Source organism: Halomonas sp. MCCC 1A13316 (genome assembly GCF_014931605.1).
Classification (GTDB): domain Bacteria; phylum Pseudomonadota; class Gammaproteobacteria; order Pseudomonadales; family Halomonadaceae; genus Halomonas.
Map to the genome: position 1 here is coordinate 2,199,280 of NZ_CP053382.1, position 25,414 is coordinate 2,224,693.

General features: G+C 61.7%; 29 protein-coding genes and 1 tRNA gene. 14 read left to right on the plus strand and 16 right to left on the minus strand.

What is annotated here, in order from left to right:
• Window positions 1-13: 13 nt before the first annotated feature.
• Window positions 14-334 carry an ArsR/SmtB family transcription factor gene (locus HNO52_RS10165; RefSeq protein WP_197568999.1) on the minus strand — a complete coding sequence of 107 codons (321 nt, stop codon included), beginning with the start codon at window positions 332-334 and terminating at the stop codon, window positions 14-16.
• A gap of 370 nt (window positions 335-704) precedes the next feature.
• On the opposite strand from HNO52_RS10165, the gene HNO52_RS10170 reads away from it, so the two are divergent.
• The 3 genes from HNO52_RS10170 (at window position 705) to HNO52_RS10180 (ending at window position 4,324) form a co-directional block, all read left to right on the plus strand.
• Window positions 705-2,615: a propionyl-CoA synthetase gene (locus HNO52_RS10170; RefSeq protein ID WP_197569000.1), complete on the plus strand. Its 1,911-nt coding sequence runs from the start codon at window positions 705-707 to the stop codon at window positions 2,613-2,615.
• Window positions 2,616-2,821: 206 nt separating this feature from the next.
• A complete protein-coding gene (locus HNO52_RS10175; protein ID WP_197569001.1) occupies window positions 2,822-3,493 on the plus strand; it encodes a 7-cyano-7-deazaguanine/7-aminomethyl-7-deazaguanine transporter in 672 nt (223 codons plus the stop codon).
• 48 nt (window positions 3,494-3,541) lie between these two features.
• Complete coding sequence (locus tag HNO52_RS10180; RefSeq protein WP_197569002.1) at window positions 3,542-4,324, plus strand: alpha/beta fold hydrolase; 783 nt, start codon at window positions 3,542-3,544, stop codon at window positions 4,322-4,324.
• A 6-nt stretch (window positions 4,325-4,330) separates the two neighbouring features.
• Here HNO52_RS10180 and HNO52_RS10185 read toward each other — a convergent pair whose 3' ends face one another.
• The gene (locus HNO52_RS10185) at window positions 4,331-5,596 is read right to left on the minus strand and encodes an ABC transporter substrate-binding protein (RefSeq protein ID WP_197569003.1); all 1,266 of its coding nucleotides are present in this window, start codon (window positions 5,594-5,596) and stop codon (window positions 4,331-4,333) included.
• A gap of 142 nt (window positions 5,597-5,738) precedes the next feature.
• On the opposite strand from HNO52_RS10185, the gene HNO52_RS10190 reads away from it, so the two are divergent.
• The gene (locus HNO52_RS10190) at window positions 5,739-7,445 is read left to right on the plus strand and encodes a potassium/proton antiporter (RefSeq protein WP_197569004.1); all 1,707 of its coding nucleotides are present in this window, start codon (window positions 5,739-5,741) and stop codon (window positions 7,443-7,445) included.
• A 121-nt stretch (window positions 7,446-7,566) separates the two neighbouring features.
• The gene (locus HNO52_RS21455; RefSeq protein ID WP_442345781.1) at window positions 7,567-7,653 is read left to right on the plus strand and encodes a small membrane protein YohP; all 87 of its coding nucleotides are present in this window, start codon (window positions 7,567-7,569) and stop codon (window positions 7,651-7,653) included.
• 196 nt (window positions 7,654-7,849) lie between these two features.
• Here the strand turns inward: HNO52_RS21455 and nhaD are convergent, their stop codons facing one another.
• Together nhaD and HNO52_RS10200 are read right to left on the minus strand one after the other, a co-directional pair.
• A complete protein-coding gene (nhaD, locus tag HNO52_RS10195) occupies window positions 7,850-9,334 on the minus strand; it encodes a sodium:proton antiporter NhaD (RefSeq protein ID WP_197569005.1) in 1,485 nt (494 codons plus the stop codon).
• Between the two features lie 172 nt (window positions 9,335-9,506).
• A tRNA-Ser gene (locus HNO52_RS10200) sits at window positions 9,507-9,596 on the minus strand.
• A gap of 76 nt (window positions 9,597-9,672) precedes the next feature.
• On the opposite strand from HNO52_RS10200, the gene HNO52_RS10205 reads away from it, so the two are divergent.
• The 7 genes from HNO52_RS10205 to HNO52_RS10235 all read left to right on the plus strand — a co-directional run bounded on the left by HNO52_RS10205 (window position 9,673) and on the right by HNO52_RS10235 (window position 13,007).
• Window positions 9,673-10,116, plus strand: coding sequence for an NUDIX hydrolase (locus tag HNO52_RS10205; RefSeq protein WP_197569006.1), 444 nt, complete (start codon window positions 9,673-9,675; stop codon window positions 10,114-10,116).
• Window positions 10,117-10,226: 110 nt separating this feature from the next.
• On the plus strand, window positions 10,227-10,895 hold the full coding sequence (locus tag HNO52_RS10210) for a Bax inhibitor-1/YccA family protein (RefSeq protein ID WP_197569007.1): 669 nt from the start codon (window positions 10,227-10,229) through the stop codon (window positions 10,893-10,895).
• Window positions 10,896-10,965: 70 nt separating this feature from the next.
• Window positions 10,966-11,358 carry a sulfurtransferase complex subunit TusD gene (gene tusD, locus HNO52_RS10215; RefSeq protein ID WP_197569008.1) on the plus strand — a complete coding sequence of 131 codons (393 nt, stop codon included), beginning with the start codon at window positions 10,966-10,968 and terminating at the stop codon, window positions 11,356-11,358.
• A gap of 12 nt (window positions 11,359-11,370) precedes the next feature.
• On the plus strand, window positions 11,371-11,748 hold the full coding sequence (gene tusC, locus HNO52_RS10220) for a sulfurtransferase complex subunit TusC (protein WP_197569009.1): 378 nt from the start codon (window positions 11,371-11,373) through the stop codon (window positions 11,746-11,748).
• A 29-nt stretch (window positions 11,749-11,777) separates the two neighbouring features.
• A complete protein-coding gene (gene tusB / locus HNO52_RS10225) occupies window positions 11,778-12,068 on the plus strand; it encodes a sulfurtransferase complex subunit TusB (RefSeq protein ID WP_197569010.1) in 291 nt (96 codons plus the stop codon).
• Window positions 12,068-12,421 (plus strand): TusE/DsrC/DsvC family sulfur relay protein, encoded by a 354-nt coding sequence (locus HNO52_RS10230; protein ID WP_197569011.1) that lies wholly within the window; start codon window positions 12,068-12,070, stop codon window positions 12,419-12,421. The genes tusB and HNO52_RS10230 overlap by 1 nt, the downstream gene beginning before the upstream one ends.
• A 10-nt stretch (window positions 12,422-12,431) precedes the next feature.
• Window positions 12,432-13,007 (plus strand): acyl carrier protein phosphodiesterase, encoded by a 576-nt coding sequence (locus HNO52_RS10235; protein WP_197569012.1) that lies wholly within the window; start codon window positions 12,432-12,434, stop codon window positions 13,005-13,007.
• A 9-nt stretch (window positions 13,008-13,016) separates the two neighbouring features.
• Here the strand turns inward: HNO52_RS10235 and HNO52_RS10240 are convergent, their stop codons facing one another.
• The 5 genes from HNO52_RS10240 to HNO52_RS10260 all read right to left on the minus strand — a co-directional run bounded on the left by HNO52_RS10240 (window position 13,017) and on the right by HNO52_RS10260 (window position 16,805).
• Window positions 13,017-14,225 (minus strand): molybdopterin molybdotransferase MoeA, encoded by a 1,209-nt coding sequence (locus tag HNO52_RS10240; RefSeq protein WP_197569013.1) that lies wholly within the window; start codon window positions 14,223-14,225, stop codon window positions 13,017-13,019.
• Window positions 14,218-14,739, minus strand: a complete 522-nt coding sequence (gene moaB / locus HNO52_RS10245; RefSeq protein ID WP_197569014.1) for a molybdenum cofactor biosynthesis protein B — start codon at window positions 14,737-14,739, stop codon at window positions 14,218-14,220. Before moaB ends, HNO52_RS10240 begins: the two co-directional genes overlap by 8 nt.
• Window positions 14,736-15,056 (minus strand): DUF1244 domain-containing protein, encoded by a 321-nt coding sequence (locus tag HNO52_RS10250; protein ID WP_197569015.1) that lies wholly within the window; start codon window positions 15,054-15,056, stop codon window positions 14,736-14,738. Before HNO52_RS10250 ends, moaB begins: the two co-directional genes overlap by 4 nt.
• 67 nt (window positions 15,057-15,123) lie before the next feature.
• On the minus strand, window positions 15,124-15,756 hold the full coding sequence (locus tag HNO52_RS10255) for a helix-turn-helix domain-containing protein (RefSeq protein WP_197569016.1): 633 nt from the start codon (window positions 15,754-15,756) through the stop codon (window positions 15,124-15,126).
• A gap of 113 nt (window positions 15,757-15,869) precedes the next feature.
• Complete coding sequence (locus HNO52_RS10260) at window positions 15,870-16,805, minus strand: histone deacetylase family protein (RefSeq protein WP_197569017.1); 936 nt, start codon at window positions 16,803-16,805, stop codon at window positions 15,870-15,872.
• A gap of 108 nt (window positions 16,806-16,913) precedes the next feature.
• Between HNO52_RS10260 and HNO52_RS10265 the strand changes: the two genes are divergently transcribed.
• Complete coding sequence (locus HNO52_RS10265; protein WP_197569018.1) at window positions 16,914-19,661, plus strand: bifunctional acetate--CoA ligase family protein/GNAT family N-acetyltransferase; 2,748 nt, start codon at window positions 16,914-16,916, stop codon at window positions 19,659-19,661.
• A 60-nt stretch (window positions 19,662-19,721) separates the two neighbouring features.
• Here the strand turns inward: HNO52_RS10265 and pdxH are convergent, their stop codons facing one another.
• The 5 genes from pdxH to HNO52_RS10290 all read right to left on the minus strand — a co-directional run bounded on the left by pdxH (window position 19,722) and on the right by HNO52_RS10290 (window position 22,443).
• Window positions 19,722-20,363 carry a pyridoxamine 5'-phosphate oxidase gene (pdxH, locus tag HNO52_RS10270; protein WP_197569180.1) on the minus strand — a complete coding sequence of 214 codons (642 nt, stop codon included), beginning with the start codon at window positions 20,361-20,363 and terminating at the stop codon, window positions 19,722-19,724.
• A 118-nt stretch (window positions 20,364-20,481) separates the two neighbouring features.
• The gene (locus HNO52_RS10275; RefSeq protein WP_197569019.1) at window positions 20,482-20,883 is read right to left on the minus strand and encodes a DUF2069 domain-containing protein; all 402 of its coding nucleotides are present in this window, start codon (window positions 20,881-20,883) and stop codon (window positions 20,482-20,484) included.
• Entirely contained in the window at window positions 20,880-21,503 is a 624-nt protein-coding gene (wrbA, locus tag HNO52_RS10280; RefSeq protein WP_197569020.1) for an NAD(P)H:quinone oxidoreductase, read from the minus strand. Before wrbA ends, HNO52_RS10275 begins: the two co-directional genes overlap by 4 nt.
• Window positions 21,504-21,533: 30 nt before the next feature.
• The gene (gene arsC, locus HNO52_RS10285) at window positions 21,534-21,890 is read right to left on the minus strand and encodes an arsenate reductase (glutaredoxin) (RefSeq protein ID WP_197569021.1); all 357 of its coding nucleotides are present in this window, start codon (window positions 21,888-21,890) and stop codon (window positions 21,534-21,536) included.
• A 91-nt stretch (window positions 21,891-21,981) separates the two neighbouring features.
• A complete protein-coding gene (locus HNO52_RS10290) occupies window positions 21,982-22,443 on the minus strand; it encodes a gamma-glutamylcyclotransferase family protein (protein ID WP_197569022.1) in 462 nt (153 codons plus the stop codon).
• 122 nt (window positions 22,444-22,565) lie between these two features.
• Here HNO52_RS10290 and smrA point away from each other — a divergent pair, with 122 nt between their 5' ends.
• Entirely contained in the window at window positions 22,566-23,159 is a 594-nt protein-coding gene (gene smrA / locus HNO52_RS10295; protein ID WP_197569023.1) for a DNA endonuclease SmrA, read from the plus strand.
• Window positions 23,160-23,223: 64 nt separating this feature from the next.
• Here smrA and HNO52_RS10300 read toward each other — a convergent pair whose 3' ends face one another.
• Entirely contained in the window at window positions 23,224-23,757 is a 534-nt protein-coding gene (locus tag HNO52_RS10300) for a DUF934 domain-containing protein (RefSeq protein ID WP_197569024.1), read from the minus strand.
• Window positions 23,750-25,402 carry a nitrite/sulfite reductase gene (locus HNO52_RS10305; RefSeq protein ID WP_197569025.1) on the minus strand — a complete coding sequence of 551 codons (1,653 nt, stop codon included), beginning with the start codon at window positions 25,400-25,402 and terminating at the stop codon, window positions 23,750-23,752. Before HNO52_RS10305 ends, HNO52_RS10300 begins: the two co-directional genes overlap by 8 nt.
• Between the last annotated feature and the right edge of the window lie 12 nt (window positions 25,403-25,414).

Sequence of the window (25,414 nt, forward strand, 5' to 3'; positions counted from 1 at the left end):
ACCCCAGGCTTCGTCACGCTTCCTGCAGCTTTACTAGCGCTTCGATCATCCGCCGCGCCTGCTGTCCTTGAAGCGAGTAGTAAATGGTCTGTGATGCTCGACGTGTCGAGACCAGACCCTCCCGCCTCAGGATCGCCAGATGCTGGGACAAGGCCGACTGGCTCAAGGCCAGCCGTTGATTGAGTTCGGTGACCGACAGCTCGGATCCATCCAGCAAGCACAGGATGCGCAACCGGTTATCGTTTGCCAGTGCCTTCAGCAGTGCGGTGGCCTGGTCGATGGCCGGATTGCCGGCCTGGAGAAGGCGAGATGCAGCGCTGTTCGAGGTGCTCATGATGATCTCCCCGTATTTGCTGTCCGAGCAAAAAGCTGGCTCCGACAGGCGGCTTCGGGCGACTACCTCGGCTCACGACAGAAAGCGCAAATTATCTGTCGCAGACGATGCGATCCGGGCAGTGCCCAAGTTTGGTCATGCCTTGCTGATTTAGTCATCATTGATAGTGACACTGCGGCTGTCAAACGAAGAATCAACTTAGTAACTCTTCGCATCGGCATTAGGCTCGCAATTGTCAACAATAAGTCACTAAAAATATGCCTTGCCTCAGTCTTTCAGCCAAAATTAGCCAATGGTATGAAGGAAATTCCGGAGAAAATCTCTAAAGTGTCAACAATCTTAGTTCTCTGCGATGCCGGACGGGACGTACATGACAACCTATAACGCCGAATTCCAACGTTCGATCGACCAGCCGGAAGCCTTCTGGGCCGAACAGGCATACCGTATACCATGGTTCACGCCACCCAGTACCGTCCTCGACTTCGACGAGCAAGGCCACGCTCGCTGGTATACGGACGGAGAGATGAACATCTGTCATGCCGCGCTGGATCACCATGTCGCGCAGGGACGTGGCGACCAGCCGGCCGTCTATTGGGACTCGCCGGTCACCGGCGGCAAGCGCACCCTGACCTATCGTGAAATGCGCGACGAGGTGGCTCTGTTCGCCGGTGCCTTGAAGGGTCTCGGGGTAGAAAAGGGCGATCGAGTCGTCATCTACATGCCCATGGTCCCGGAGGCCCTGGTGGCAATGTACGCTTGCGCGCGGCTGGGAGCCGTGCACTCCGTGGTGTTCGGTGGCTTCGCCCCGCACGAGCTTGCCGTTCGCATCGACGATGCACAGCCGAAGGTCGTTGTCGCAGCCTCCTGCGGTATCGAAATCGATCGGGTCATACCCTACAAGCCGAATATCGATGCGGCTATCGAGCAGAGCGAGCATAAGCCCGATGCCTGTATTTTCCTGCAGCGCGACCAGCAGCGGGCCGAGCTCGGTGTACGCGACCATGACTGGTCGACGCTGGTGCAGCGCGCAACGCCTGCCGAATGCGTACCGGTCAAGGGCAGCGATCCGCTTTATGTGCTGTATACCTCCGGCACCACGGGCAAGCCCAAGGGTGTGGTTCGCGACACGGCGGGCTACGCGGTGGCACTGCACTACTCCATGGAAACCATCTACGACGTAGCACCGGGCGATGTGTTCTTCTCTGCCTCGGACGTCGGCTGGGTAGTGGGCCACTCCTATATCGTCTATGCACCACTGCTGCGCGGCTGTACCACCGTTGTGTACGAGGGCAAGCCGGTCAAGACGCCGGATGCCGGTGCCTTCTGGCGGCTCGTCAGCCAGTATCGTGTCAAGAGCTTCTTCACCGCTCCGACGGCTTTTCGTGCGATCAAGAAGGAGGATCCAGACGGCAAGCTGTTGCAGCAGTACGACATCTCCTGCCTGAAGGCGCTCTATCTGGCCGGTGAGCGCCTCGACCCGCCGACGTTCCATTGGCTCGACGACCTGCTCGAGGTGCCGGTTATCGACCACTGGTGGCAGACCGAGAGCGGCTGGCCGATCGCCGCCAACCTGCAAGGGTTGGAGCCGATGCCCACCAAGGCCGGCAGCGCCACCGTACCGGTACCCGGCTTCAACGTGCAGATCCTGGATCGCGAGGGCGAACAGTCCGGGCCGATGGCACAAGGCAGCGTAGTGATCAAGCAGCCCTTGCCGCCGGGTTGCCTGGTGGGAATATGGGGCGACCCGAAACGCTTTCACAGCGCCTACATGGCAGCTTACCCAGGCTATTACCTGACTGGCGACGGCGGCTACTTCGACGAAGACGGCTATCTGTTCATCATGGGGCGTACCGATGACGTCATCAACGTGGCCGGGCACCGACTATCGACTGGAGAAATGGAAGAGGTGGTCGGTGCGCACAAAGCGGTAGCTGAATGTGCCGTCATCGGCATCCACGATGCACTCAAGGGGCAGATACCGGTCGGCCTGGTAATACCCAAGGACGGCTTCGACGGCGACGAGGTCACGCTCGAGAACGAGCTGATCGCGCTGGTGCGTGAGAAGATCGGCCCAGTTGCCTGCTTCAAGCAGGTCCTGGTAGTCAACCGGCTGCCCAAGACTCGCTCCGGCAAGATTCTGCGCAAGCTGTTGCGCAATATTGCCGACGGCAAGGAGTACGGTGTGCCTTCGACCATTGACGATCCGGCCAGCCTCCAGGACGTGCATGAAGCCATGAGGGAGCGCGACGTCGGCTCCGCCCACGAGGCTCGCCAAGTCTGAGCAGAGACGAAGCAGGAACTGTATCGCGCCGCCCAACGGGCGGCGCGTTTGCTGAAGGCCCCTGGTTCCATATTGGCCAGCGCCACGGGTGGCACGTATAATCACCGCCTCATTTCGGTACCCGATCATGTCGGGCACCGGCGAGGGTTCCCTCACCCCTTGCCAGTCGACATGGCCACGCCAAGGCCGCCAAAAAGGATTCGCCCATGTTCGTATTGTCGCAAGCGCAGCAGCGCCGCTGCATGCTGTTGCTGGTGTCGTTCCATATTCTGGTGATCGCCGCCAGCAACTATCTCGTGCAGTTGCCTTTTACTCTGTTCGGGTTCCACACCACCTGGGGGGCGTTCAGCTTTCCCTTCATCTTCCTTGCCACCGACCTCACGGTGAGGCTGTTCGGCAAGGAGCAGGCACGAGCCATCATCATGCGGGTCATGCTGCCGGCATTGATCATCTCCTATGTCGTCTCGGTCGTCTTCCCGCGCGGTAGTTTCGTCGGGTTCGAAACGCTGGGAGAGTGGAACCTGTTCGTGGCCCGTATCGCACTGGCGAGTTTCACGGCCTATGTACTGGGTCAATTGCTCGACGTTCAGGTTTTCGATCGCCTGCGCGCCCTGCGGTCGTGGTGGATAGCGCCGGCAGTTTCCACCGTGCTGGGTAACCTTGCCGATACGGCGGCATTCTTCGCCATGGCGTTCTACCGCAGTCCCGACCCCTTCATGGCGGCGAACTGGGTTGAAATCGCTACGGTGGACTACGTGATCAAGCTCGTCATCAGCCTGTTGTTCTTCCTGCCGTTGTATGGCGTGCTGCTGGCCTGGCTGAGCCGCAGGCTGGTGGAATTCACCGGGCAGCAGGATCTGGTGCCTCAGCGCTCCTGAGCAAAAGCATCCTGGCACCGCCAAGCCAATAACCACGGGGAGATAAGGATGAGCGTCGAACTCAACTATCAGGACACCGGCGGAGAGGGCACGCCCCTAATCGTGGTCCACGGCCTGCTGGGCAGTGCCGATAACTGGCGTTCGCACGTCAAGCAGTGGCAAGATCGGCGGCGCGTGGTGGCGGTCGACTTGCGTAACCACGGCCGCTCCCCCCATGCTGAGGGTATGAGCTATCACGAGATGGCCGAAGATCTGCTGGCACTCATGGATCGCTTGCACATCGAGAAGGCGCACCTGCTCGGCCACTCTATGGGCGGCAAGGTCGTCATCAGCCTGGCACGCCTGGCGCCCGATCGCGTGGCATCGCTGATAGTCGCGGATATCGCACCACAAGCCTACGGGCATGGTCATGACGCCGTATTCGCCGGGCTCAGGCATCTCCAGCGTGGCAACCCCACGAATCGGCGCGAAGCCGATGAACTGTTGGCCGAGCATGTCGACGAGCGCGCCACCCGGCTGTTTCTGGCCACCAACCTGGAGCGTGCCGAAAGTGGTGAGCTAGTGCTGCGAGTCGGCCTCGACCAGATCGAGGCTGGCTACCAGGACATCATGCAGGAACCGGCCGGGGAGGGTGCCTTCGAGGGACCAGTGCTAGTACTGCGGGGAGGCAGATCGCACTACGTACCGGATGCTGCCTTGTCGGGTCTGCGTGAGGTGCTGCCTCACTCGCAGCTAGTGACGCTCGACGAGGCCGGCCATTGGCTGCACGCCGAGCAGCCCGAAGCGTTCCAGTCGGCGGTCAACGATTTTCTGGATTCGCTGGCCGACTGAAGACCATCAGGGAGCAGCCGTGCCGAGGTCGATGGCAAGTTGCTCAAGCGGCGTCACGGCTTCAACGACACCCGCATCGAAAAGGTACTGTTCGAAGCGCAGATAGCGGCCATGGTCCACGGCTGCAGGCTGCAGCGCCAGACGAGGGAAAATGTCAGCCCAGGCGTCCTGGCTGGCTTGATCGGCGAGTGCAGGCTCGACCCTCTCCAGCAGCTTCCAGGCCTCCTGCGGATGGTTGACGATCCACAGCGCGGCCTCTTCCAGGGCCGATACCAAGCGGCGTACGGCATCACGCTTGCCATTGAGCCGGTCTCGATTGGCCATCAGGATCAATCCATCATGGGCGGGCAGCCCATTTGCCTCGCTCAGCAGCATTCTCGTCATCACTCCCTCATCGGCCAGTTGTCGGGGGAGCAGATATCGATGGTTCACCACCATTCCATCGATACGCTGCTCCCGCATGGCATCGAGAGTCGAGTAGCCAACTTCCTCGAGCCCAACCAGTTCCAGACCGTTTGCCACACCCAGCTGCTTCTTGAGCATTCCAGCCAGCAGCACATCGCGGCCGTCGACATCGGTAAAACCAATACGCAACCCCTCGATAGGGGGCTCGGGGGATTCATTGTCAAGGCTGGCATTCAGCACCAGGCCTGAAACGGGAGCCGCAACCAAAGTGGCCACGCGTATCAGTGGCAGCCCTTTATCGGCCAGCAAATGGAGCTGAGGCTGGCGTCCGAGCGCCAGGTCGGTGCGTCCTGCAGCCAGCAGTTTGGCAGGCACGCTGGGATCTGCAGGTACTGCCAGCGCCACATCCAGACCTCGGCGAGAGAACATGCCTTTCTCGCGAGCCACCAGCAGGGAGGCATGCTGAGGATTGAGATACCATTCGAGGGTAACGGTCAGGCGGGTCAGGGGGGGCGGCACGATGGGCTCGGCAGGTTCACTGACCACCGAGGGTACATCCAGGACCGGCTCTGCTCGGCGTGGCTCGACGTTAGGCTCGTTCGTCAGCCGATGATCGACGCCTCCCGAGCCCTCGATCACAGATGGCACCTCGATGATCGGCGTAGCTTCGCTTGGCGACAAGGTTTCGGTGTCCCGCAGCATCAACGAGGGCACCTTGACGATAGGATCGAGCTGCAGCGGAGGCGCGGGGAGCGGTGCGCTTTCCCTGTCGGTTTCAGCCCCGAGTTGCAGGGAAAACGGCAGAGTCAGGATTGCAATCGTTCCAGCCAGGGCGCGAGCCATGCAGCTTCGGTAGGGCTTGGCCATGGATGGGATCTCCAGGGAAAAACGCAAGGTTCAGTAAGCAGTTAGTTTATCGTTGTCGTGCCAGCCATGGCTACCCGCGGCGCTGCCTGCTCGTCCCTGGGCTCCCGTGGCATAATGGAGCCATTCCAGCTCGAGGTCATGCATGGACACCATCAATACCCTTTTCCTGCTTTCCGGTTTTTTGATCGCCCTCAGCGTCGTGGCCAGCCGTATCTCTTCGATGGTGGGGCTGCCGCTGCTGCTGGTCTTCCTGGGCCTGGGAATGCTGGCAGGCGAGGAGGGGATACTCGGCATCCAGTTCGACGACTACTCGCTGGCTTTTTTGATCGGCCATCTTGCGCTGGCCATGATCCTGCTGGATGGCGGCCTGAGGACTCGGCTCAAGACCTTTCGCGTCGGCTTCAAGCCCGCCCTGTCATTGGCCACCCTGGGGGTGTTCGTCACCAGTGGCGTCGTGGGGCTGTTCGCCATGTGGGTTTTCGATCTTACCTTGGTACAGGGCCTGCTGGTCGGCGCCATCGTCGGTTCGACGGACGCAGCAGCGGTATTCTCGATGCTCAGCGGGCGTGGCGTACATCTGAACGAGCGTGTCAGCGCCACGCTCGAGATCGAATCCGGTACCAACGACCCCATGGCGATCTTCCTGACCCTGCTGCTGGTCGAGCTGCTGGTCGGGGATATCCGCGGCCCGTTCGAGACCCTGATGTTCATGGCACTGCAATTCGGTCTCGCTACTCTGATCGGCCTGGGTGGAGGCTGGCTGAGCGCCAAGCTGCTGCGCTGGCTCGATCTGGCTCCCGGGCTCTATTCACTACTGGCTCTGGGGCTGGGATTCTGCGTCTTCGGTACGACCAGTTTTCTTGGGGGGAGCGGATTCCTGGCGATCTATCTGACCGGGCTGATGATCGGCAACCAGCCGGGCAGGCACCTCAATTTCATCCTTCCCGTCCACGATGGCCTGGCTTGGCTGAGTCAGATCGGCCTGTTCTTGATACTGGGCCTGCTGGTCAACCCGTCCGGGCTGCTCGAATTTGCACTGCCAGCCTCACTGGTTGCGCTGGTTCTGATCTTCGTCGCACGTCCTCTGGCGGTGCTGATCACGGTGAAGCCCTTTTTCCGCTTTCGTTGGCGCGAGATCGGCTTTCTTTCCTGGGTTGGTTTGCGTGGCGCGGTCCCCATCGTGCTCGCTATCTTTCCGGTCATCGGTGGAGTGGAGAATGCCGCGCTCTATTTCAACGTCGCCTTTGCCGTGGTGTTGCTGTCCTTGCTCATCCAGGGCGGCACGCTGCCTTTGATGGCACGCTGGACGAAGGTCGAGATCCCCGTGGGAGTCACCCCGAATCACCGGGGGCCGCTGGGAATTCTGCCCGAGAACGACTACGAGATGTTCGTCTACAGCGTGGATAACCAGGACCTCGACGACGTCCCTATTCGCCTGTTGCGCTTCCCCTCCGGCGCGGTGATTTCGGCGCTCTTCCGCGAACATGCCATGCTGCATCCCAAGGGCAGCACCCGACTCAAGCCGGGCGACGTTCTTTGCGTCATCGGCCGCAGCGAAGACGTGCCGGCACTCAATCGGCTATTCAGTGGCGATGCCAAGCTCAAGCGCGAGCGCGCCTTCTTTGGTACTTTCACTTTCGATGGCGATGCCTTGATGAAGGATATTGCCAATGTCTATGGGCTCACGCTCAGCCCTGGCGAGAGCGAAATGTCGCTGGCCGATTTCGTCTCGCTGCGAGTTGGCGGCCACCCGGTAGTCGGCGACGATGTTGACTGGCACGGTATTCATTGGGTCGTCAGTGAAATGGACGGCAATCGTGTCACCCGGGTCGGCTTGCGTCTTTACTAGTGGCTAGTCGCCTCGCTTGTCATCCCTATGAAGGCCATCTATCTTCGTCGATACCATCACGCTCAACAGGACTTGACGGAGGTTCGGAGGGGCGTCTTCATTACCAAGGAGGAGTGGCTAGATGCTCAAGTTTCTGGCAAGTACCGTCGGAATCATCTTTCTCATCGGCTTGGCAGTTGTCATCGGCCTGCTGATGCTCATCTTCTGAGAAATGGCCAGGTCCGAGGCAACACGGCTTTTTCCTGCTTCGCAAGACCAGGCTTCCCTTCGCTAGGGCGCGGCCGTGGGAATGGCCGCCGGCCATGTGATCTTCTTCGCGCCAGCGTGGTGATGCTGGGCAATTGATCCTGCAAAAATACGCCCGGCCGAAGCCGGGCGTAGAGAGTGGATGTAGACCGAAGCCATCAGCCGGAGACGGCAAAGCTTCCTGCGTTAATCCATAGGTGAGCGGCAACGCTGGCGGCATAGCCTAATGCGATGACTGGCGCCCAGCGCAGATGCCCGAGAAAAGTATAATTGCCGCGCGCCTGGCCCATCAGCGCGACGCCAGCGGCCGAGCCGATCGACAGTAGGCTGCCGCCTACGCCAGCAGTGAGGGTGATCAGCAGCCAATGTCCGTGCGACATCTCGGGATTCATTGTCAGTACGGCGAACATCACGGGAATGTTGTCGACCACCGCGGAAACCACGCCCAGCGCGATATTGGCCCAGGTAGCGTCCCAACCGACATAGAGCGCCTCGGACAACATGCCGAGGTACCCCAAAAAGCCCAGACCGCCAACGGCAACGACGACCCCGTAGAAGAACAACAGGGTATCCCACTCGGAGCGGGCCACGCGATTGAAGACATCGAAGGGCACCACGCTACCCAACTGCCTCAGCTTGCGCTCGTCGCCGCGCTGGGTGTAACGGATTCGCTTCTTCTCCAGCGAGCGGGGCAATGTCATACGCAGGAAGTAACCGAAGAACTGCAGATAGCCAAGACCGGTCATCATGCCGAGTACCGGCGGCAGGTGCAGCAGGGTATGACAGGCCACCGCGGTAGTAATGGTGAGCAGGAACAGCAGGACGATGCGCCGCGCACCACGCTTGAGCCAGACGTCTTCATAGACGCCCTCCGGCTTGCGGTTGTTGATGAAGAAAGTCATCAGGATCGCCGGGATCAGGAAATTGACCAGCGACGGTATCAGCAAAGTAAAGAACTCATAGAACTGCACGATGCCCGCCTGCCAGACCATCAGCGTGGTGATGTCGCCGAAGGGGCTGAATGCGCCGCCGGCATTGGCCGCCACCACGATATTGATACAGGCCAGGTTGATGAAACGCTTGTCGCCTTCCGCCACCTTGGTGACCACGGCGCACATGAGCATGGCCGTCGTCAGGTTGTCGGCGATCGGCGAAATCACGAAGGCAAGGCCACCGGTCAGCCAGAACAGCTGCTTGTAGCTGAATCCTTTGCGGATCATCCAGGAGCGCAGCGCATCGAAGACGCGTCGCTCGTCCATGGCGTTGATATAGGTCATCGCCACCAGCAGGAACAGCATCAGCTCGGCGAATTCGAGCAGCGTCTCGCGGAAGGCGTGTTCGGCTTCGTTGGGCATGCCGGACTGCACGTAGACCCAGCCGATCATGAACCAGATCAGACCAGCGGCCACCAATACCGGCTTGGACTTGCGCATGTGCAATTTTTCCTCGCCCATGACCAGCATATAGGCGAGAACGAAGATAGCCACGGCAATGTAGCCCACGGCGGAGTTGGTCAGATCCATACTGCCTGTCACCGCCAAAGCGGCGGGGCTGAAGAGCAGGATGCCGAAAACGAGCAATAGAACACTCGGCCAACGGAGAATTTTCCGTAGCCTGGGTTTTGAACAGCAGCCAGTTGGCATGGATGGTAATCCTGTTTGTTAAGGTTTTCAGGGAGAGGTGAAAAAAGCGCCTGAATTTTACCATGCCCTGTTGCGGTGCAACAGTTATCCAGAAGGGGTATGAGGCGGGCTGTGGCTAGACTTTGGTCAATAAAAAACCCTTGCCGCAGCAAGGGTTTTCAAGAAAGTAGAGTGGCGGAGGGACAGGGATTCGAACCCTGGGTAGGCTCTCACCTACGCCGGTTTTCAAGACCGGTGCATTCAACCGCTCTGCCATCCCTCCGGCTTACGGGGGCGAATATTACCAGTTATGTTCATGAGGTCAAGGGCTCGCAGCCAGGTACCGCCAAGGAGTTCGTATGTCGTGCCATACAAATCCTGTAGTAAAGCCGACCCCAGCCGTGGCCGCAGCCGTGGTGTTCCAAGGGAGAGTGCTAATGGTACAGCGGCGCAACCCGCCCAATGCCGGCTTACTGGCGCTTCCGGGTGGGCGGGTGGAACCCGGCGAGCCGCTGCTGTCAGCCGCCCAGCGCGAGCTGCACGAGGAGACCGGCATCATTGCCGACGCAGAGCGAGTAATGACTGCCATCGATCAGTTCCAGCATGACGATCGAGGCCGCTTGCTCAGCCACTTCGTCATAGTCGTAGTAGTCTGCCGCTGGGTCGAAGGAGTCGCGGTCGCCGGTGACGATGCCAGTCAGGTCCACTGGCTCGATGCCGCTCAGATAAGCAGCGAACCAAGCCTCTGCGCCAGCGCGAGGCGAATTGCCGCCAACCTTCTTGCCGACCCCTCGAGACGATGAAGGTTCGTTGAGTCTTGTAGAACTAAGGACTTGCGCCGGGAACCAACCAACGGCATCCTTGGTCAACAGCAGAGATCAAATCAAGATCAATCACAGGGAGCTCTGGATCAATGGCCTATCACGATACACATGTGGCCCAGCAATCGTCCCAGGCCGTCAGTGCCAACAAGGTATTGCGCAACACCTACGCGCTTCTGGCGATGACACTGCTGTTTTCCGCCGTCACGGCGGGTGCCGCCATGGCCATGGGCGTCGAGCGGATGAACATCTTCGTGTTCTTCATCGGCGCATACGGCCTGATGTTCCTGGTCCACAAAACCGCCAATTCGGCTGCTGGCCTGCTGGCCACCTTCGCCTTCACCGGCTTCATGGGCTTCACGCTCGGCCCTATCCTCAGCGCCTACCTTGCTCTACCCAACGGCGCTGCGCTGATCATGAATGCGCTCGCCATGACCGGACTGACCTTCATCGGTCTCTCCGCCGTGGCACTGATTACAAAGAAGGATTTCAGTTTCCTGGGCAACTTCCTGATGGCAGGTGGCATCGTGCTGATCCTGGCCATGGTGGCTGGTCTGGTGTTCCAGATCCCCGCCCTGATGTTGATGGTATCGGCAGGTTTCGTGCTGTTCGCTTCGGCCGCCATCCTCTTCCAGACCAGTGAAATCGTACACCGTGCCGGTGAGACCAACTACATCCTCGCCACCATCACCCTATATGTGTCGATCTACAACCTCTTCATCAGCCTGCTGTCGCTGCTCGGTATCATGAGCAGCGACTGAAACCAACAGGTCAGGTAGCGCCAGGCCCCGCCGATGCGGGGCCTGCGTGTTTGAGAGGGCAGGAACCGTCATGCGCTATGGTCTACTCGTCGAGGGAGCGCCCTACAGCAGCCAGGCGTCCCATTCCGCTTTGCGCTTTGCTGCTGCGCTGATCGCGAAAGGGCACCGACTGGAGAGTGTCTTCTTCTATCATGATGGGGTTCACAATGCGGCACGCCTTGCCGCGCCGCCTCAGGACGAACCCCACCTGTACGATGCCTGGTGCTCGCTCAATGCTGAACATGGCACTCAACTGCAGGTCTGCATTGCTGCCGCTCTGCGCCGTGGACTGCTCGATGCACGGGAAGCCGACCGCCATGGCAAGGCAGGTCATAGCGTCGAATCTCCCTTCGAGCTAACGGGACTCGGTCAGTTGATCGACCTGGGACGAACGGTCGACCGCCTGGTGACCTTCGCCCCCTGAGGAGAACGAGCGATGCGATCACACCCAACTGTCAGCGGCGACCTGTTGGTCATTCTTCGCCATGCACCGCATGGCAGCAGTTGGCTGCGCGAGGGTCTCGATGCCGCGTTGGTGGCTGCGGCTTTCGGCCAGTCGGTGACGCTGCTGTTCCAAGGCGACGGTGTCCTGGCCCTGGCCAGGGGGCAGCAGAGTGGTCCCTTGGGACAGAAGGGCACCGCGGCCACCCTGGACATGCTGGAGATGTATGACATCGACTCGCTGCACTTCGATCTGGAGGCGCTCGAGCGATTCGGTCTCACCCAGCAGGACCTGCAGCTCCCTGCCGCTGGGGTCGATGCCGGTTCGATTCCACGACTGATCGCCGGGCATCGACTGGTCCTGACATTCTGAATGGCTACGACGCCTTTGCGAGGACACCCATGATCCTGCATATTCTCAATCGACCGCCCAGTTCGAGCCTGGTCTACCGCGATGCACTTGCTGCCATGGGAAATGAGGATCGACTGCTGCTGATCGAGGATGGAGTGCTGGGTGCCATGACGGCGCAGATTCGCCATTTCCAGGCGGTAGATGGGCGTCTTTTCGCCCTGCGCGAAGATCTGAGCGCGCGCGGGCTCCTGGGCCAGTGCGACGCCAGCGTGCAGGTCGTCGATGTGGATGGCTTCGTCACCCTGACCGAAGAGGCCGACAAAACAGTGAGCTGGTTCTGATGGCTTCCACCGAGACCGATCGTTACCTGAACGTCGACAGTCAGCGTGTTGCGCTCGACCCCGAAGGCTATCTCGTCGACCTCGCGGACTGGACGCCAGCCGTGGCCGAAGCTCTCGCCGCCGAGGAGGGACGCGAACTGTCTGCAGAGCACTGGGAAGTAATCGAGGTAATCCGCGGCTTCTACTCGCGCTACGAAGCGTCGCCGACCATGCGCCCGCTGGTCAAGGCAGTGGGCCAGGCACTGGGGCCGGAAAAAGGCCGTTCGCTGCATCTGATGAAACTCTTTCCCGACAGTCCCGCCAAGGTGGCGGCTCGCCTTGCCGGGTTGCCGAAACCCGCCAATTGCCTCTGATGGCCGCGACATGAATTTCCTGGCCCATGCCTGGCTTGCCCGTGGCGGTAGCGATGATTTCCTCTATGGCAACCTGATCGCCGACGGGGTGAAGGGTAGTGACCTGTCGGCGTGGTCGGAGGAGGTCGCCAGCGGCATTCGACATCATCGCCGGGTCGATGCCTATGTCGATGCCCATCCTGCGGTACTGGCGGCACGCAGGCGTGCGCCCGTAGCGTATCGTCGCTACGCCGGCATCGCCCTCGACCTGGTATGGGATCACTTCGTGGCGCGTGAGCTCGCACTCGACAGGAACGAATCCCGTCTGGTACTGCGCAGCTACCGGGTACTTGGTCGCCATCCCGCCCCGGCCCGCCTGGAGCGCATGGTGCCGGTGCTGGTCGCCCAGGACTGGCTGCATCGCTACGCCGACTTCGGCTTCACCTGCGATGCAGTACGTGGCATGGGGCAGCGCCTATCCAGGCCGAATCGCTTGGCAGCACTGGTACCTTGGCTGAAAGAGGACTATGACGGCCTCGAACGGGACTTCCAGCACTTGTGGCCGGCGGTTGCCGACGAACTCGAAGTCCCCTCCGGCGGTCCATGACTCGGTCGTTCAGTCGCTTATGAGCCAGAGACAGTCGATCGGATCTCCCTCTTCGATGCGAGAGTCCGCCGGGATTGCCGCCAAGGCGTCAGCATTCACGCAAGAGGAGAGCACGCCGGAGCCTTGGTCCGGAAAGGCGTGCGCCGTGATGCCATGCCTATCAATTTGCAGTCGGACACGCATGTAGTGCCGCCGAGGCCCGGTGCGTGTCGAGAAAGCAGCCCTCGCAGGCAGCGTCGGCAGGCTGGCCAGGCTCGGGCAGGCGAGCAGGGCGCCCATCAGCGGGCGCAAGAAGAGCCAGGCGGCAACGAAGCTTGAAACAGGATTGCCGGGTAGGCCGACGAAGCGAACTTCATGCCCGTCGCTGGCCGAGAGCCTCCCCAAGGCCAAGGGCTTGCCGGGCTTGAGCGCCAGGCGCCACAGGTCGAGTCGACCGATCGCCTCGATGGCCGCCTTGACATGGTCCTCTTCACCCACGCTGACCCCGCCAGTCGTTACCACCACGTCGACCTGCTCGGCAGCGTGCGCCAGCATGGCCCGAGTACCATCGGCGTCGTCGGGCATCGTGGCGATGAAGGAAACTTCGGCGCCGAATTTTTCCAACAGGTCTCGCAGCATGGGCCGGTTGCTGTTGTAGATCTGCCCCGCAGCCAGCGGCTGGCCCGGCTCGACGATTTCATCACCGCTGGTGAGCAGGGCGACTCGCGGCTGCCGGCACACCGACACCTCGACAATACCCTGACTCGCCAAGTGCCCCAGAGCTGCGGCATCCAGGCGTTGCCCACGTTCGAGCAGCACATCGCCGGCCGTCACGTCGCTACCGCGATGGCGTACGTTGTTGCTTGCCGGGATCTGCGCCGGTACCGAAGCCTCGGCATCGATGACTTCGACTTTCTCCTGCATCACTACGCAGTCGGCACCAGGAGGCAGCGGGGCGCCGGTGAAGATTCGTGCGCAGGTACCTCTGACGAGGGGCTGCGCTTGTGTTCCCGCGGCGATACGCTGAGCGATCGGCAGGCGCTTGCCGGCATCGTCATGATGCAGTGCATAACCGTCCATTGCGCTGTTGTCGAACGGCGGCACGTCGAGCCGCGCGACGACCTCGTCGGCCAGAACTCGCTGCCCGGCCATCTCGCAGGACAGGTTTTCCGCTTGCACCGGGGCGACATCCTTCAGCAGGGCGGCCAGGGCCGCCTCGACGGACTGCAGTTCAGACATGCTGGCCTCGCTCGGGGATGACCAGATTGGCAAAGTTGCACGGCTTGTGCCGGCTGTCGAGCTGCTCGGCGAGCAGGCCGTCCCAGGCCGTGCGGCAGGCGCCACTCGAGCCGGGGAGGCAAAACACGACGGTAGCATTGGCCAGGCCACCGAGACAGCGGCTCTGGATGGTCGAGCTGCCGACCTCTTGCCAAGAGAGCTGGCGGAACTGCTCGCCAAAGCCCTCTATGCGCTTGTCCAGCAGCACCGATACCGCTTCCGGGGTGGAATCCCGGCCGGTGAACCCGGTGCCGCCGGTAGTCAGGATCACCTGGATTTCAGGGTCGGCGATCCATTCGGAAACTGTGGCGCGAATCCGGTAGACATCATCAATGACGATGCGTCGCTCTGCCAGGCGATGCCCCGCCTCGCTGAGACGCTCGGCGAGCAGGGCACCGCTACGGTCGCTGTTGAAGTCTCGTGTATCGGAAATAGTCAGCACTGCGATGGTGAGCGGAATCATCGCTTCGCTCATGATTGCGACTCCCGCCTGCTTGCCTGCCGCGCCTCGAAGGCGGCCTGCTGTGCCGGCGTGGCCTCCTGCTGGTATTTCTCTTTCCACTCCGGGTAGGGCATGCCATAGACGTATTCGCGCGCGGCTTCGTAATCGAGTTCGGCCCCTCGCTCGTCGGCAGCGGCCACCAGCCACTTGGAAAGACAGTTGCGGCAGAAGTCGGCAAGAATCATCAGGTCGATGTTCTGAACATCCTTCTTGGCATCCAGATGCTGAAGCAGGCGACGGAAGGCGGCGGCCTCTAGCTGGGTGCGTGTGGCGTCGTCGAGATGCTGCATGACGTTGGCTCCTGGTTGAGTTGCTTCAGGATAACAAAAATGGCGCCGAGCCTGGCGCCCTCACCGGTCAGGCCGTATCGCCACGCGTGCAGACCGAGAGCACCACGGCGTCTTCATCGCTCACCGACACCAAGGCGTGGCCCATGTCGCTGTCGAAATAGATGCTGTCGCCACGCGATAGCTGCAGCGGCTCGTAGAACTCGGTATAGAGATGGATTTCGCCTTCCAGCACCATCAGGAACTCTTCGCCATCATGACGTACCCATTCACTGAACTCATCGAAGCTGCGCGCCCGTACGATGGTCTTGAAGGGGATCATGCGCTTTTGGGCCAATTCGCAGCTGAGCAGCTCGTGTTCGTAGGTCGGCGTCGGGTGGCGCTGCCCATCGCCCTGGCGGGTCAGGTCACGGCGGCCCATGGTGCGGGGTTGCACCTTGGGCGGTGTGAGCAACTGGGGCAGGTCGATGTCCAGGCCATTGATCAGTTTCTGCACTGCGGTGAACGTCGGCGAAATCTGGTCGTTCTCGATCTTGGACAGCGTGGATCGAGCCAGTCCGGTACGCTGGCTGACATCCTCCAGTGTCCACTGGTTGGCCAGGCGGATTTCCTTGAGTCGTTCACCGAGACGCAATGGTTCGACGAACGGTTTGCGTCCCGAGGCGATACGCAACGCGGCCTGCTGGTCGGTGTTGGTGGGCATTGAGAAGTTCACTATAGGAAACAGAGTTTCCCGAAGCGTACCACAGAAGTATTGCGTGCACCGGCCGAGAGGCGCCACCGTTGTGCGTGTTCCCGACACTGCTCAGTGACGATTCAAGCTTCGAAGGGTAGGCCGAGCAGTGCCTTGACGTGCGCCTCGGCGCTACGCCCCAGGGAGTCCAGATCGTAGCCGCCCTCAAGCACCGAGACCAGGCGATTGTCGGCATACAGGGCGGCAATATCCAAGGCTAGACGAGTTATCCAGTAATAGTCTTCATCTTCCAGACATAGCTCGGCCAGAGGATCCTCACGATGCGCATCGAAGCCGGCCGAGACCAGCACCAGTTCGGGCTTGAAGGAATGCAGCGCCGGTAGCCAGTCGTCCTCTATCGCGCGGCGGAAGGCGGCGCTGTCGGTGCCGGCCTCCAGCGGTGTGTTGACCACGTTCTGCCACTCGCTGCGCAGATAACGCCAGGGGTAGAAGGGAAACTGGAAGCTGGAGCAGATCAATATGTCCGGATCGTCCTTGAAGATATCGATGGTGCCGTTGCACTGATGCACGTCGAAGTCGAGGATGGCAATACGTCGCGCCCCGTAACGGGCTCGTGCATGCGCCGCACCGACGGCAACGTTGTTGTAGAAGCAAAAGCCCATGGCGTCGGTGGCTTCGGCATGATGCCCGGGCGGGCGCACGGCGCAGAATACGTTATCGGCCTGGCCGCGGTAGACCTGATCGACGCCGCGAATCACTGCGCCCGCCGCCACGCGGGCGGCATCCAGGCTGTCGGGATTCATCATGGTGTCGCTGTCCAGCGTCACGATGCCCGACTGGGGAACGCACTTGTCGAGCGCACGCAGGTGGCGCAGGGGATGAACGCGGCCAAGTTCCTCCTCGCTGGCAGGTCGGGCTTCCGATTGCATGGTCTGCTGCAGCAGACCACTCAGGGCCAGGCGGGCGCGTATGGCTTCGAGCCGCAGGGGGCTTTCGGGATGCTCCGGGCCCATATGGTGAAGGTCACAATCGGGATGCGAGATGAACGCCGTGATCATATGGAACTCCAGAATGACTGAAGTCACCTTAATGCGCGCAGGCCCTTGCACAACAGTGTCAATAAGTCGTACACAAGGAGGCATGTACAGCTCTGGTGAGGTAACGTCTTGAGCACCCGATTCCTGCGCCACTTCTTCGAACCTCGAACCATCGCCGTGATCGGCGCCTCGGAAAAACCCCACTCCATCGGCGGCATCGTGATTCGCAACCTCCAGGAAGCCGGTTTTCCCGGGCAACTGTGGACGGTCAACCGCAAAGGCTACGAGACGGTCTTTGGGCAAGTCTGCGTCACACGGATCAGCGATCTGCCCGAGACACCCGATCTCGCCGTCGTCTGCACCCCGGCGGCTACCCTGCCCAAGGTGATCTCACGCCTGGGGCGGATTGGCGTCAAGGCGGCATTGGTATTGTCGGGCGGGGCCCACCTCGACGAGGCCGAAGGAGACAAGGGCTCGATTCGCGAGCGCATGCTGCTGTCCGCGCGCGAGTCGGGCATCCGCGTGCTGGGGCCGGAGTGCATGGGCTTGATCGTACCGGGGCGACGCATCAATGCCTCCTACTCCAGCCAGCCGGTCAAGGCGGGCAAGGTCGCCTACCTGGGTCAGTCGGGCATGCTCGGTAACGCCATGATCGATTGGGCGGCGGGACGCGGCATCGGCTTCTCGCACCTGATTACGGTGGGAGACAGTGTCGATGTCATGCTTCCCGACTTGATCGACTACATCAACCAGTACGCCCCGACTCAGGCCATTCTGCTACATCTGGAACGCATCCAGGACGCCCAGCACTTCATGACCGCCTTGCGCGACGCCTCTCGTCACCGCCTGGTGCTGGCGATCAAGAGCGGCCGCACACCGCAATCCGACCTTTCCGACATGCCACCGACCCCGGGCATCGCCAACCGCGACGTGGTTTTCGATGCTGCTTTCTCGCGTGCCGGCGTGGTGCGAGTCAACGATTCCGACGAACTATTCGATGCGTTGATGACGCTGTCGCAGATGCGACCGCTCAAGGGCGACCGCCTGGCCATCGTCTCAAACGGGCTAGGACCGGCCATGCTGGCCATCGACAAGTTGATCAGCGCCGGGGGAAGCTTGGCAAGCTTCAGTGCCGAGACACGCCAGGCGTTACGGCAGGGTGAGTTCGACATGAGCAAGCCTGGCGAGAACCCGGTGGACTTGGGCGGGAACGCTACGCCTGAGCGCTTCGTCGAAGCGCTGGAAATCGTGACGGGGGACCCCAGCGTCGACGCCGTGCTGGTAGTGCATGCCCCCACACGCCTGGCGCCCTCGAAGAGCACTGCCCAGGCACTCATTGCCAACCGCAAGCGCTTCAAACGCAACCTGCTGACCAGTTGGATGGGGCTCGAAGGCGCCCTTTATGCGCGCCACGAATGCAGCATGGCGGGTATACCGACCTATGTCTCACCAGAAAAAGCGGTCAAGGCGTTCATGCATATGGTCGACTACCAGCGCGTGCAGGCGCTGCTGCAGGAGACCCCTCCCAGCTTGCCGTTCAGTACCACCGCGGACATCCGCAGTCGCTGCCATACGCTCATCGAGCAGGCCAGGACCGAAGGGCGCGAGACCTTGTCGCACTCCGAGACCGCGCGGGTACTCGAGGCCTACGGCATACCCGTGGCCCCAAGCCGCTATGTGCAGACACCGGAGGAGGCCGCTGCCGCGGCAGTAGAACTCGAGGGCCCCTGGGCGCTGAAGATAGTGCACGACGGCAACTGCCGGCCGTTCCGCTACCGCAAGCATCCTCACCGCATTTCGGCGGGGCTGTTGCAGGACCTGCACGAACCGGGACAGGTGGCACAAGGGCTCAGCCGGCTCGGCGACAAGGTGCACGAAAAATTTCCTCCGGTGAAGATTCGCGAATACTGCCTGCAGCCTATGCAGCGCGGCAAGCAGTCGATGCAGATCTGCGCCGGCATCACCCGTGACCCGGTATTCGGTCCGCTCATCGTGTTCGGGATCGGCGGCTACAAGGTCAATATCCTGGCCGACCGCCAAGTGGCGCTACCGCCGCTGAACATGACCCTGGCCGCCGATGTGGTCGGTCGTACCCACGCCGCACGGTTGATTCGCGAGCATTCGAGCGATCCCGAACGCGACTTGGAAAGGCTGTGCCAGCTACTGGTCAAGCTATCGCAGATGGCCACGGATCTGCTCGAGTTGCGCGGGTTGGAGCTGAACCCCTTGCTGCTCAATCGAGACGGCATGCTGGCGGTAGATTTCGCCCTCGACCTCGGCCCCCCTGCACGCTTCGCGATCATGCCGTACCCGGAGGAACTGCGGGAATGGGTGACGCTGAACAACGGCATGTTGGTCGAGGTGCGCCCCATCCGTGCCGAGGATGCACCGCTGATCACCAATTTTCACAGCCAACTGTCGGAGGAGAGCATTCGCTTCCGCTATTTTCACAACAAATCGGACCTCAGCCAGCGCGACCTGTCGATCCTGTCCCACATAAACTATGACAGACAGATGGCCTTCATCGCCGAACACCAGCAGGAGGACGGCAGCAAGGAGATGCTCGGCGTGGTACGAGTGTGGAACGATCCGGATAACATCCGCACCGAGTTCTCCATCATCGTGCGCGACGACATGGCAGGGCAGGGGCTCGGCAGCCTGTTGATGAGAAAGATGATCGGCTACTGCAAGAGCGTGGGTACGCTGGAGATGATCGGCAAGATAATGGTCGACAACCACCCCATGCGGGCGCTGATGAAGCACTTGGGCTTCCGCTGTCGCTACAACATGGAGGAGCAAGTGGTGGATGCGGTGCTGCGCCTCAATGAGCCGCAGAGCGAATGGCAGCGGCATCGGTTGGAGAGCCTGCCGGACTAAAGGAAACCCTGCTTTCGCTCGTAATGCGAATCAGGGCTTCCATCGCTGGACCTCAGCAGGTCAGGGCGCCAGGCGGAAGGAGCGCCAGGCTTCGTCGCGAAACTCGTAACGGATGCGGTCGTGAAGTCGGCTCGGCTGCCCCTGCCAGAACTCGATCATGTCGGGAGTGACACGGTACCCGCCCCAATGCCCGGGCCGCGGGATATCTTGGCCCTCGTAGGCTTGCTCGAAGCGGTGTTGACGCTCCTCGATCCAGTGACGGTCGGGAATCACCACGCTCTGAGTCGCGACCCAGGCGCCCAGTTGGCTGGCACGGGGGCGGCTGTTGAAGTAGGCATCCGACTCCTCGTCGCTTACCGGCTCCACGCGGCCCTCGACTCGGATTTGACGCCCCAGGGAAGGCCACCAGAACACCAGCGCGGCATATGGCACATTGGTCAGTTCACTGCCCTTGTGGCTGTGGTAGTTGGTGTAGAACACCAGGCCACGCTCGTCGTAGCCCTTCAACAGCACAATCCGCGCATGGGGCAGACCCTGACTGTCGACGGTGGCCAGTGTCATCACGTTGCCGTCTTCACCCTCGGCATCCAATGCCAACGTCAGCCACTCGTCGAACAGCACCATGGGCTCTACCGGCACCATGCCTTCCTCGAGCCTGCCACCCTCGTAATCGCGCCGGATGTCGGCAATGTTGCGTGTCATGGCGTACTCCTCGTCCTTTTTCTTCATGGTCGCCGCTGTGGGGCAGCAGCACAACACCCGCGGCTTGACCAGCATCACATATTTCGACATCCGAACTCGGCCGGCACGTCCTCGCGCTTCACTCTCCGTGCCCCGTCCTCACCTGACGACTGCGAAAGCGGGCGTAGAACATGCAGCCGGTGAACAGCGCCAGAGCTGCCAGGGACTCGGCCACACCCAGCAGACCTTGGCCTGGTAGCGTGGCCAGCATCACGCCCTGAACGAAGTACAGCAGACTGACGAAGGACAGCCAGGCATGCCCCCTGGCTCGCTTCCCCAAGATCGAAGGCAGGAAGAGTATGAGCGGCAGGGTGCGAATAACGATCGGTGTCAACGGGTTGGTGCCTGCCTCCATCGCCAGGCCGTTCCAGACCAGCAAAGCCACCAGCAGCACGTAACTGACGAGAACCAGCTGACGACTGCGCTCGGTGAGCAGGCCCAGGCCGTGACGCGACTCGAGTTCCTCGACCCAACGCCTCATGAGGCCACATCTCTCAGGCCTTCGAGCGCCAGAGCCAGACGACCCAGACGCTTGCCTTGCGCGCGGACCAGTCGGCGTTCGGCATCCGCCAATGGCTGGTCGCTTCGCTGCCCCGCCACATGGCTCGCCCCGTAGGGAGTGCCGCCGACGGTGGTGGTCATCAGATCGGTTTCACTGTAGGGCAGACCGGCGTAGACCATGCCGTGATGCAGTAGCGGCAGCAACATGGACACCAGTGTGGTTTCCTGGCCACCATGCAGGCTTGAAGTCGAGGTAAAAGCCGTTGCCGGCTTGTCCACCAGCGCCCCGTTGAGCCACAGGGCGCTGGTGGTATCGATGTAGTGCTTGAGGGGTGCGGCCATGTTGCCGAAACGGGTCGGGCTGCCCAATGCCAGGCCGGCACAGTGACGCAAGTCCTCGAGGTCGGCGTAGATGGCTCCCTCGGCAGGAATCTCCGGGTCGACGGCTTCGCACGTGGGTGACACCGGCGGCACGGTACGCAATCGCGCCTCGATGCCGGGACAGGACTCGACACCGGCCGCCAGTTGCTCGGCCATGCTGCGCGTGGCGCCGTGTCGGGAATAATACAGGATCAGCACATAGGGCAGAGAGTCACGCATTATGGCTCCAGTTCGCAAGGGGACAGGCGGTCAGTCATTCGCGTGGAGCAGGGCGAGCACATCCTCGGGAGGGCGTCCGATCACGGCGCGCTTGCCGTCGTCTGCGATGGGCCGCTCCATCAGCTTGGGATGGCGAACGATGGCCGCGATCACCTGCTCCTGATCCTGCAGGTTTGTATCTTCGACATCCTGCCACTCAGGCTCCTGGGTACGTACCAGACGCTCACCGTCGGCGTCGAGTCGCCCCATCAGGTCGCGAAGTTCTTCTTCGTTCAGCGGTTCGTCGAGATAGCGCCGCACCGCCACCTCGGCACCGTGCTCCTCCAGTAACGCCAAGGCCTGGCGCGACTTGGAACAGCGGGGGTTGTGATAGAGCGTAATGGCCATGCGAGACTCCTCGATCCTTGGAAGGCTGGCCCATATTGTAGAAGGGGCGCCGTGTCGGCCACAACCGCAGCCATCCGCAAGCTCCTGTCGATCAGCTGTTTGTGCTGACGCTAGAGGGGTGCTGCAGTTCGCTCATGCGCCGATATACCCAGGCCATGCGGCCGTCGTCGAGACGCATGGGCACGCGTTCGTAGCGAACTCCCAAGCGCTCGTAGCGATCCAGACGCTTCAGTTCGTCGGCATCGACCACGATGACCTCGCCCTCGACCCGCTCACCCGGCGCCTCGGTCAGGTCCAGCCCCTCGCGACGAAATCCCTCGAGAAAGGCCGGCTCGGTCTCTCCGGCGCGCCTCATCACTACCCAGCGGATCGGCGCCAATCGCAACGTGCCATAGACGAATACGACATGTTCGCCCTCCTTGATGTCAGGCAAGTGATCGGGGCGCTCATAGATGAACGGGCTCAGCATGGTGAGCCAGAGCCAGCCCGACACGGCCAGCAGGACGATAAACAGGCTCACCACGACATAGAGGGAGCGAGGTCGAGGACGCATGCGCACTCCTTGAGTTTTCGTGCCAGCTATCCTGCCATGGCAGGGGGAGGGCTGTCCGGTTCAACGCCGGCTCGAAGCTCTGGTAGGATGCCAAGCAAGGCTCGATACAGTGGAGGATGCCCATGGCTCAGTCAGCGCACGATGATAAGGACTTCAGGGCATTGATGGGAGACGTGAAGCCGCTGCGCAGCGGCGTCAATCGAGCCGATCCTGGCCCACACCGCTCGCGCCCCACCGAGGCCCAGTTGGCGCGGCGCGAGAGCGCCCAGGCGGATCTCGGCCAGGACAGCTTCCTGTCGGACGACTTCGTCGAACTATTGCCACCGTTCGACCCTGTCGAGTTCCGCCGTGACGGCATCCAGCAGGGCGTTATCGACCGCCTGCGCCACGGCGGATATGCAGCCCAGTCGCGCCTGCACCTGCTGCGCCGACCGCTGGACGAGTGCCGGCGGGCGCTGCCGCCCTTCATACACGAGGCCTATGCGCACGATCTTCGCTCGGTATTGATCGTGCACGGCCGCGGTTCGGAGATCGACAGCCCGGCCAATGTGCTGCGCTCCTACCTGGCCAAGTGGCTCGCGCAGTTCGACCAGGTACAGGCCTACGTGTCGGCCCAACAGGCCGACGGCGGATTGGGGGCAACATGGGTCATGCTGCGCAAGAGCGAAAGGGCGAAGGCGGACAACCGTGAGCGCCAGCAGAAGCGGCGTGGCTGACATCAGGAACGCCGGAAGCCGGCGCTAGGCCGGCTTCCGTGAAAGGCAATGCGAATCGATAACGCTAGACCAGCGCCGGCTCCACGCGTTCTACGGCTTCACGCATGCGATGACGAAACAGCGGCTCGGCCACGTCGACGGCCGGCTGATAGGCACGGCTGAAGGCATTCAGCGCCTGCAGTGCATCTTCCAGCCACTGGTCCTCACGCAGCGAAAGGGCGTCGAACCCACAGCGGGTCAGAAAGAAGACCTGATCGACGAGCACGTCGCCGATGGCACGAATCTCGCCGTCATAGCCATAACGTTCGCGCAGCAGCCGCGCCAGGCTATAGCCCCGGCCATCGGTGAACTTGGGGAAGTCGATGGCGATCAACGGCGCGCCGGACAGTTCCTCTGCCAGCTCCGGTGTCAGCTCGGTGTCGCTCGACAGCCAGGGTGCCAGCTCATGGCCACGCTTCGATGCGTGCCAGCGTGCCAGGGGCACGATGGCAGGGGAGTCGGGCAGTGCCGCCTCCTCATCACGAACCAGCTCCCAGCGGTCCTCGGCCGGCTTGCCGCCCCGGATGAAGGGGTGGACGGAGGCGTTCTGATCAGGCATATACCCGCTCCTTGAAAGGCTTGAGGCCGACACGGCGATACGTCTCGATGAAGGTCTCGCCCTCGGCACGCTCGCCGACGTAGACCTGCAGCACCTTGTCGATGACCTCGGGCACGCTCTCGCGATCGAACGAGGGGCCCAGGATCTTGCCTAGCGACGATTCGTTGCCCTGGGCACCGCCGAGCGAGATCTGATACCACTCCTCGCCCTTCTTGTCGACGCCGAGAATGCCGATGTGACCGACATGGTGGTGGCCGCAGGCGTTCATGCAGCCCGAGATATTGAGGTCCAGCGGCCCCAGATCGTAGAGGTAATCGATGTCCTCGAAGCGCTCCTGGATGGCCTGGGCGACCGGGATCGACTTGGCGTTGGCCAGAGCGCAGTAGTCGCCGCCGGGGCAGCAGATCAGGTCGGCCAGGGTACCCACGGTCGGGTTGGCCAGGCCGAGCTCCTGGAGACGCTGCCAGAGCGCCTCCAGGCGATCCACGGCTACGTCGGCCAGCACCAAATTCTGCTCGTGGGTGACGCGGATCTCACCGTAGCTGAACTCGTCGGCCAGGTCGGCGACCTGGTGCATCTGCTCCCAGGTCAAGTCGCCGGGAGAGTGACCGCTGCGCTTGAGGGATAGCGTGACGGCCTTGTAGCCCGGCACCTTGTGGCCATGCATGTTGTTAGTTACGAAACGGGCGAAGGCACGGTTCTCGCCACGCAGGCGCTCGAAATCGGCGATCGCCTCCTCGCTGATGACGCGCCGCTCGGGGTCGACGAAGTGCGAGTGCATCGCCTCGATCGCTTCGCGGGTCAGCGTCTGGGGACCATCCTTGAGGTGCGCCCATTCGGCGTCGACCCGGCGGCGGAACTCCTCGACGCCCAGCGCCTTGACCAGAATCTTGATGCGCGCCTTGAACTTGTTGTCGCGGCGGCCGAACTGATTGTAGACGCGTACCAGTGCTTCCAGATAAGTCAGCAGATGCTGCCATGGCAGGTCTTCGCGCACCACCTCGCCGATCATCGGTGTGCGGCCAAGTCCGCCGCCGGCCAGTACCTTGACGCGTACCTCGCCCTGGTCGTCACGCCACAGGCGCAAGCCTACGTCGTGTACCTGAATGGCGGCACGATCCTCCACGGAGCCCGTCACGGCAATCTTAAATTTGCGCGGCAGGTAAGTGAACTCGGGATGGAAGGTCGACCACTGGCGAATCAGCTCGCACCAGGGGCGCGGATCGACCTCTTCGTCCTCGGCGATGCCGGCGAACTGGTCGGAAGAAGTGTTGCGAATGTCGTTGCCGCTGGTCTGGATCGCATGCATCTGCACGCTGGCAAGCTCGGCCAGCATGTCGGGCACCGTTTCCAGCTTCGGCCAGTTCAGCTGCAGATTGGTACGGGTGGTGAAGTGCCCGTAGCCGCGGTCGAAGTCACGCGCCAGATCACCCAACTTGCGTAGCTGATAGGAAGCCAGCATGCCGTAGGGAATGGCGATGCGCAGCATGGGCGCGTAACGCTGGACATAGAGTCCGTTCTGCACGCGCAGCGGCAGAAATTCTTCGTCGCTGATCCGGCCGGCCAGATAGCGGTTCATCTGGTCGCGAAACTGGGCGACGCGTTCATTGACCAGAGTCTGATCATGTGTGTCGTAGCGATACATTCAGCCGGTCCT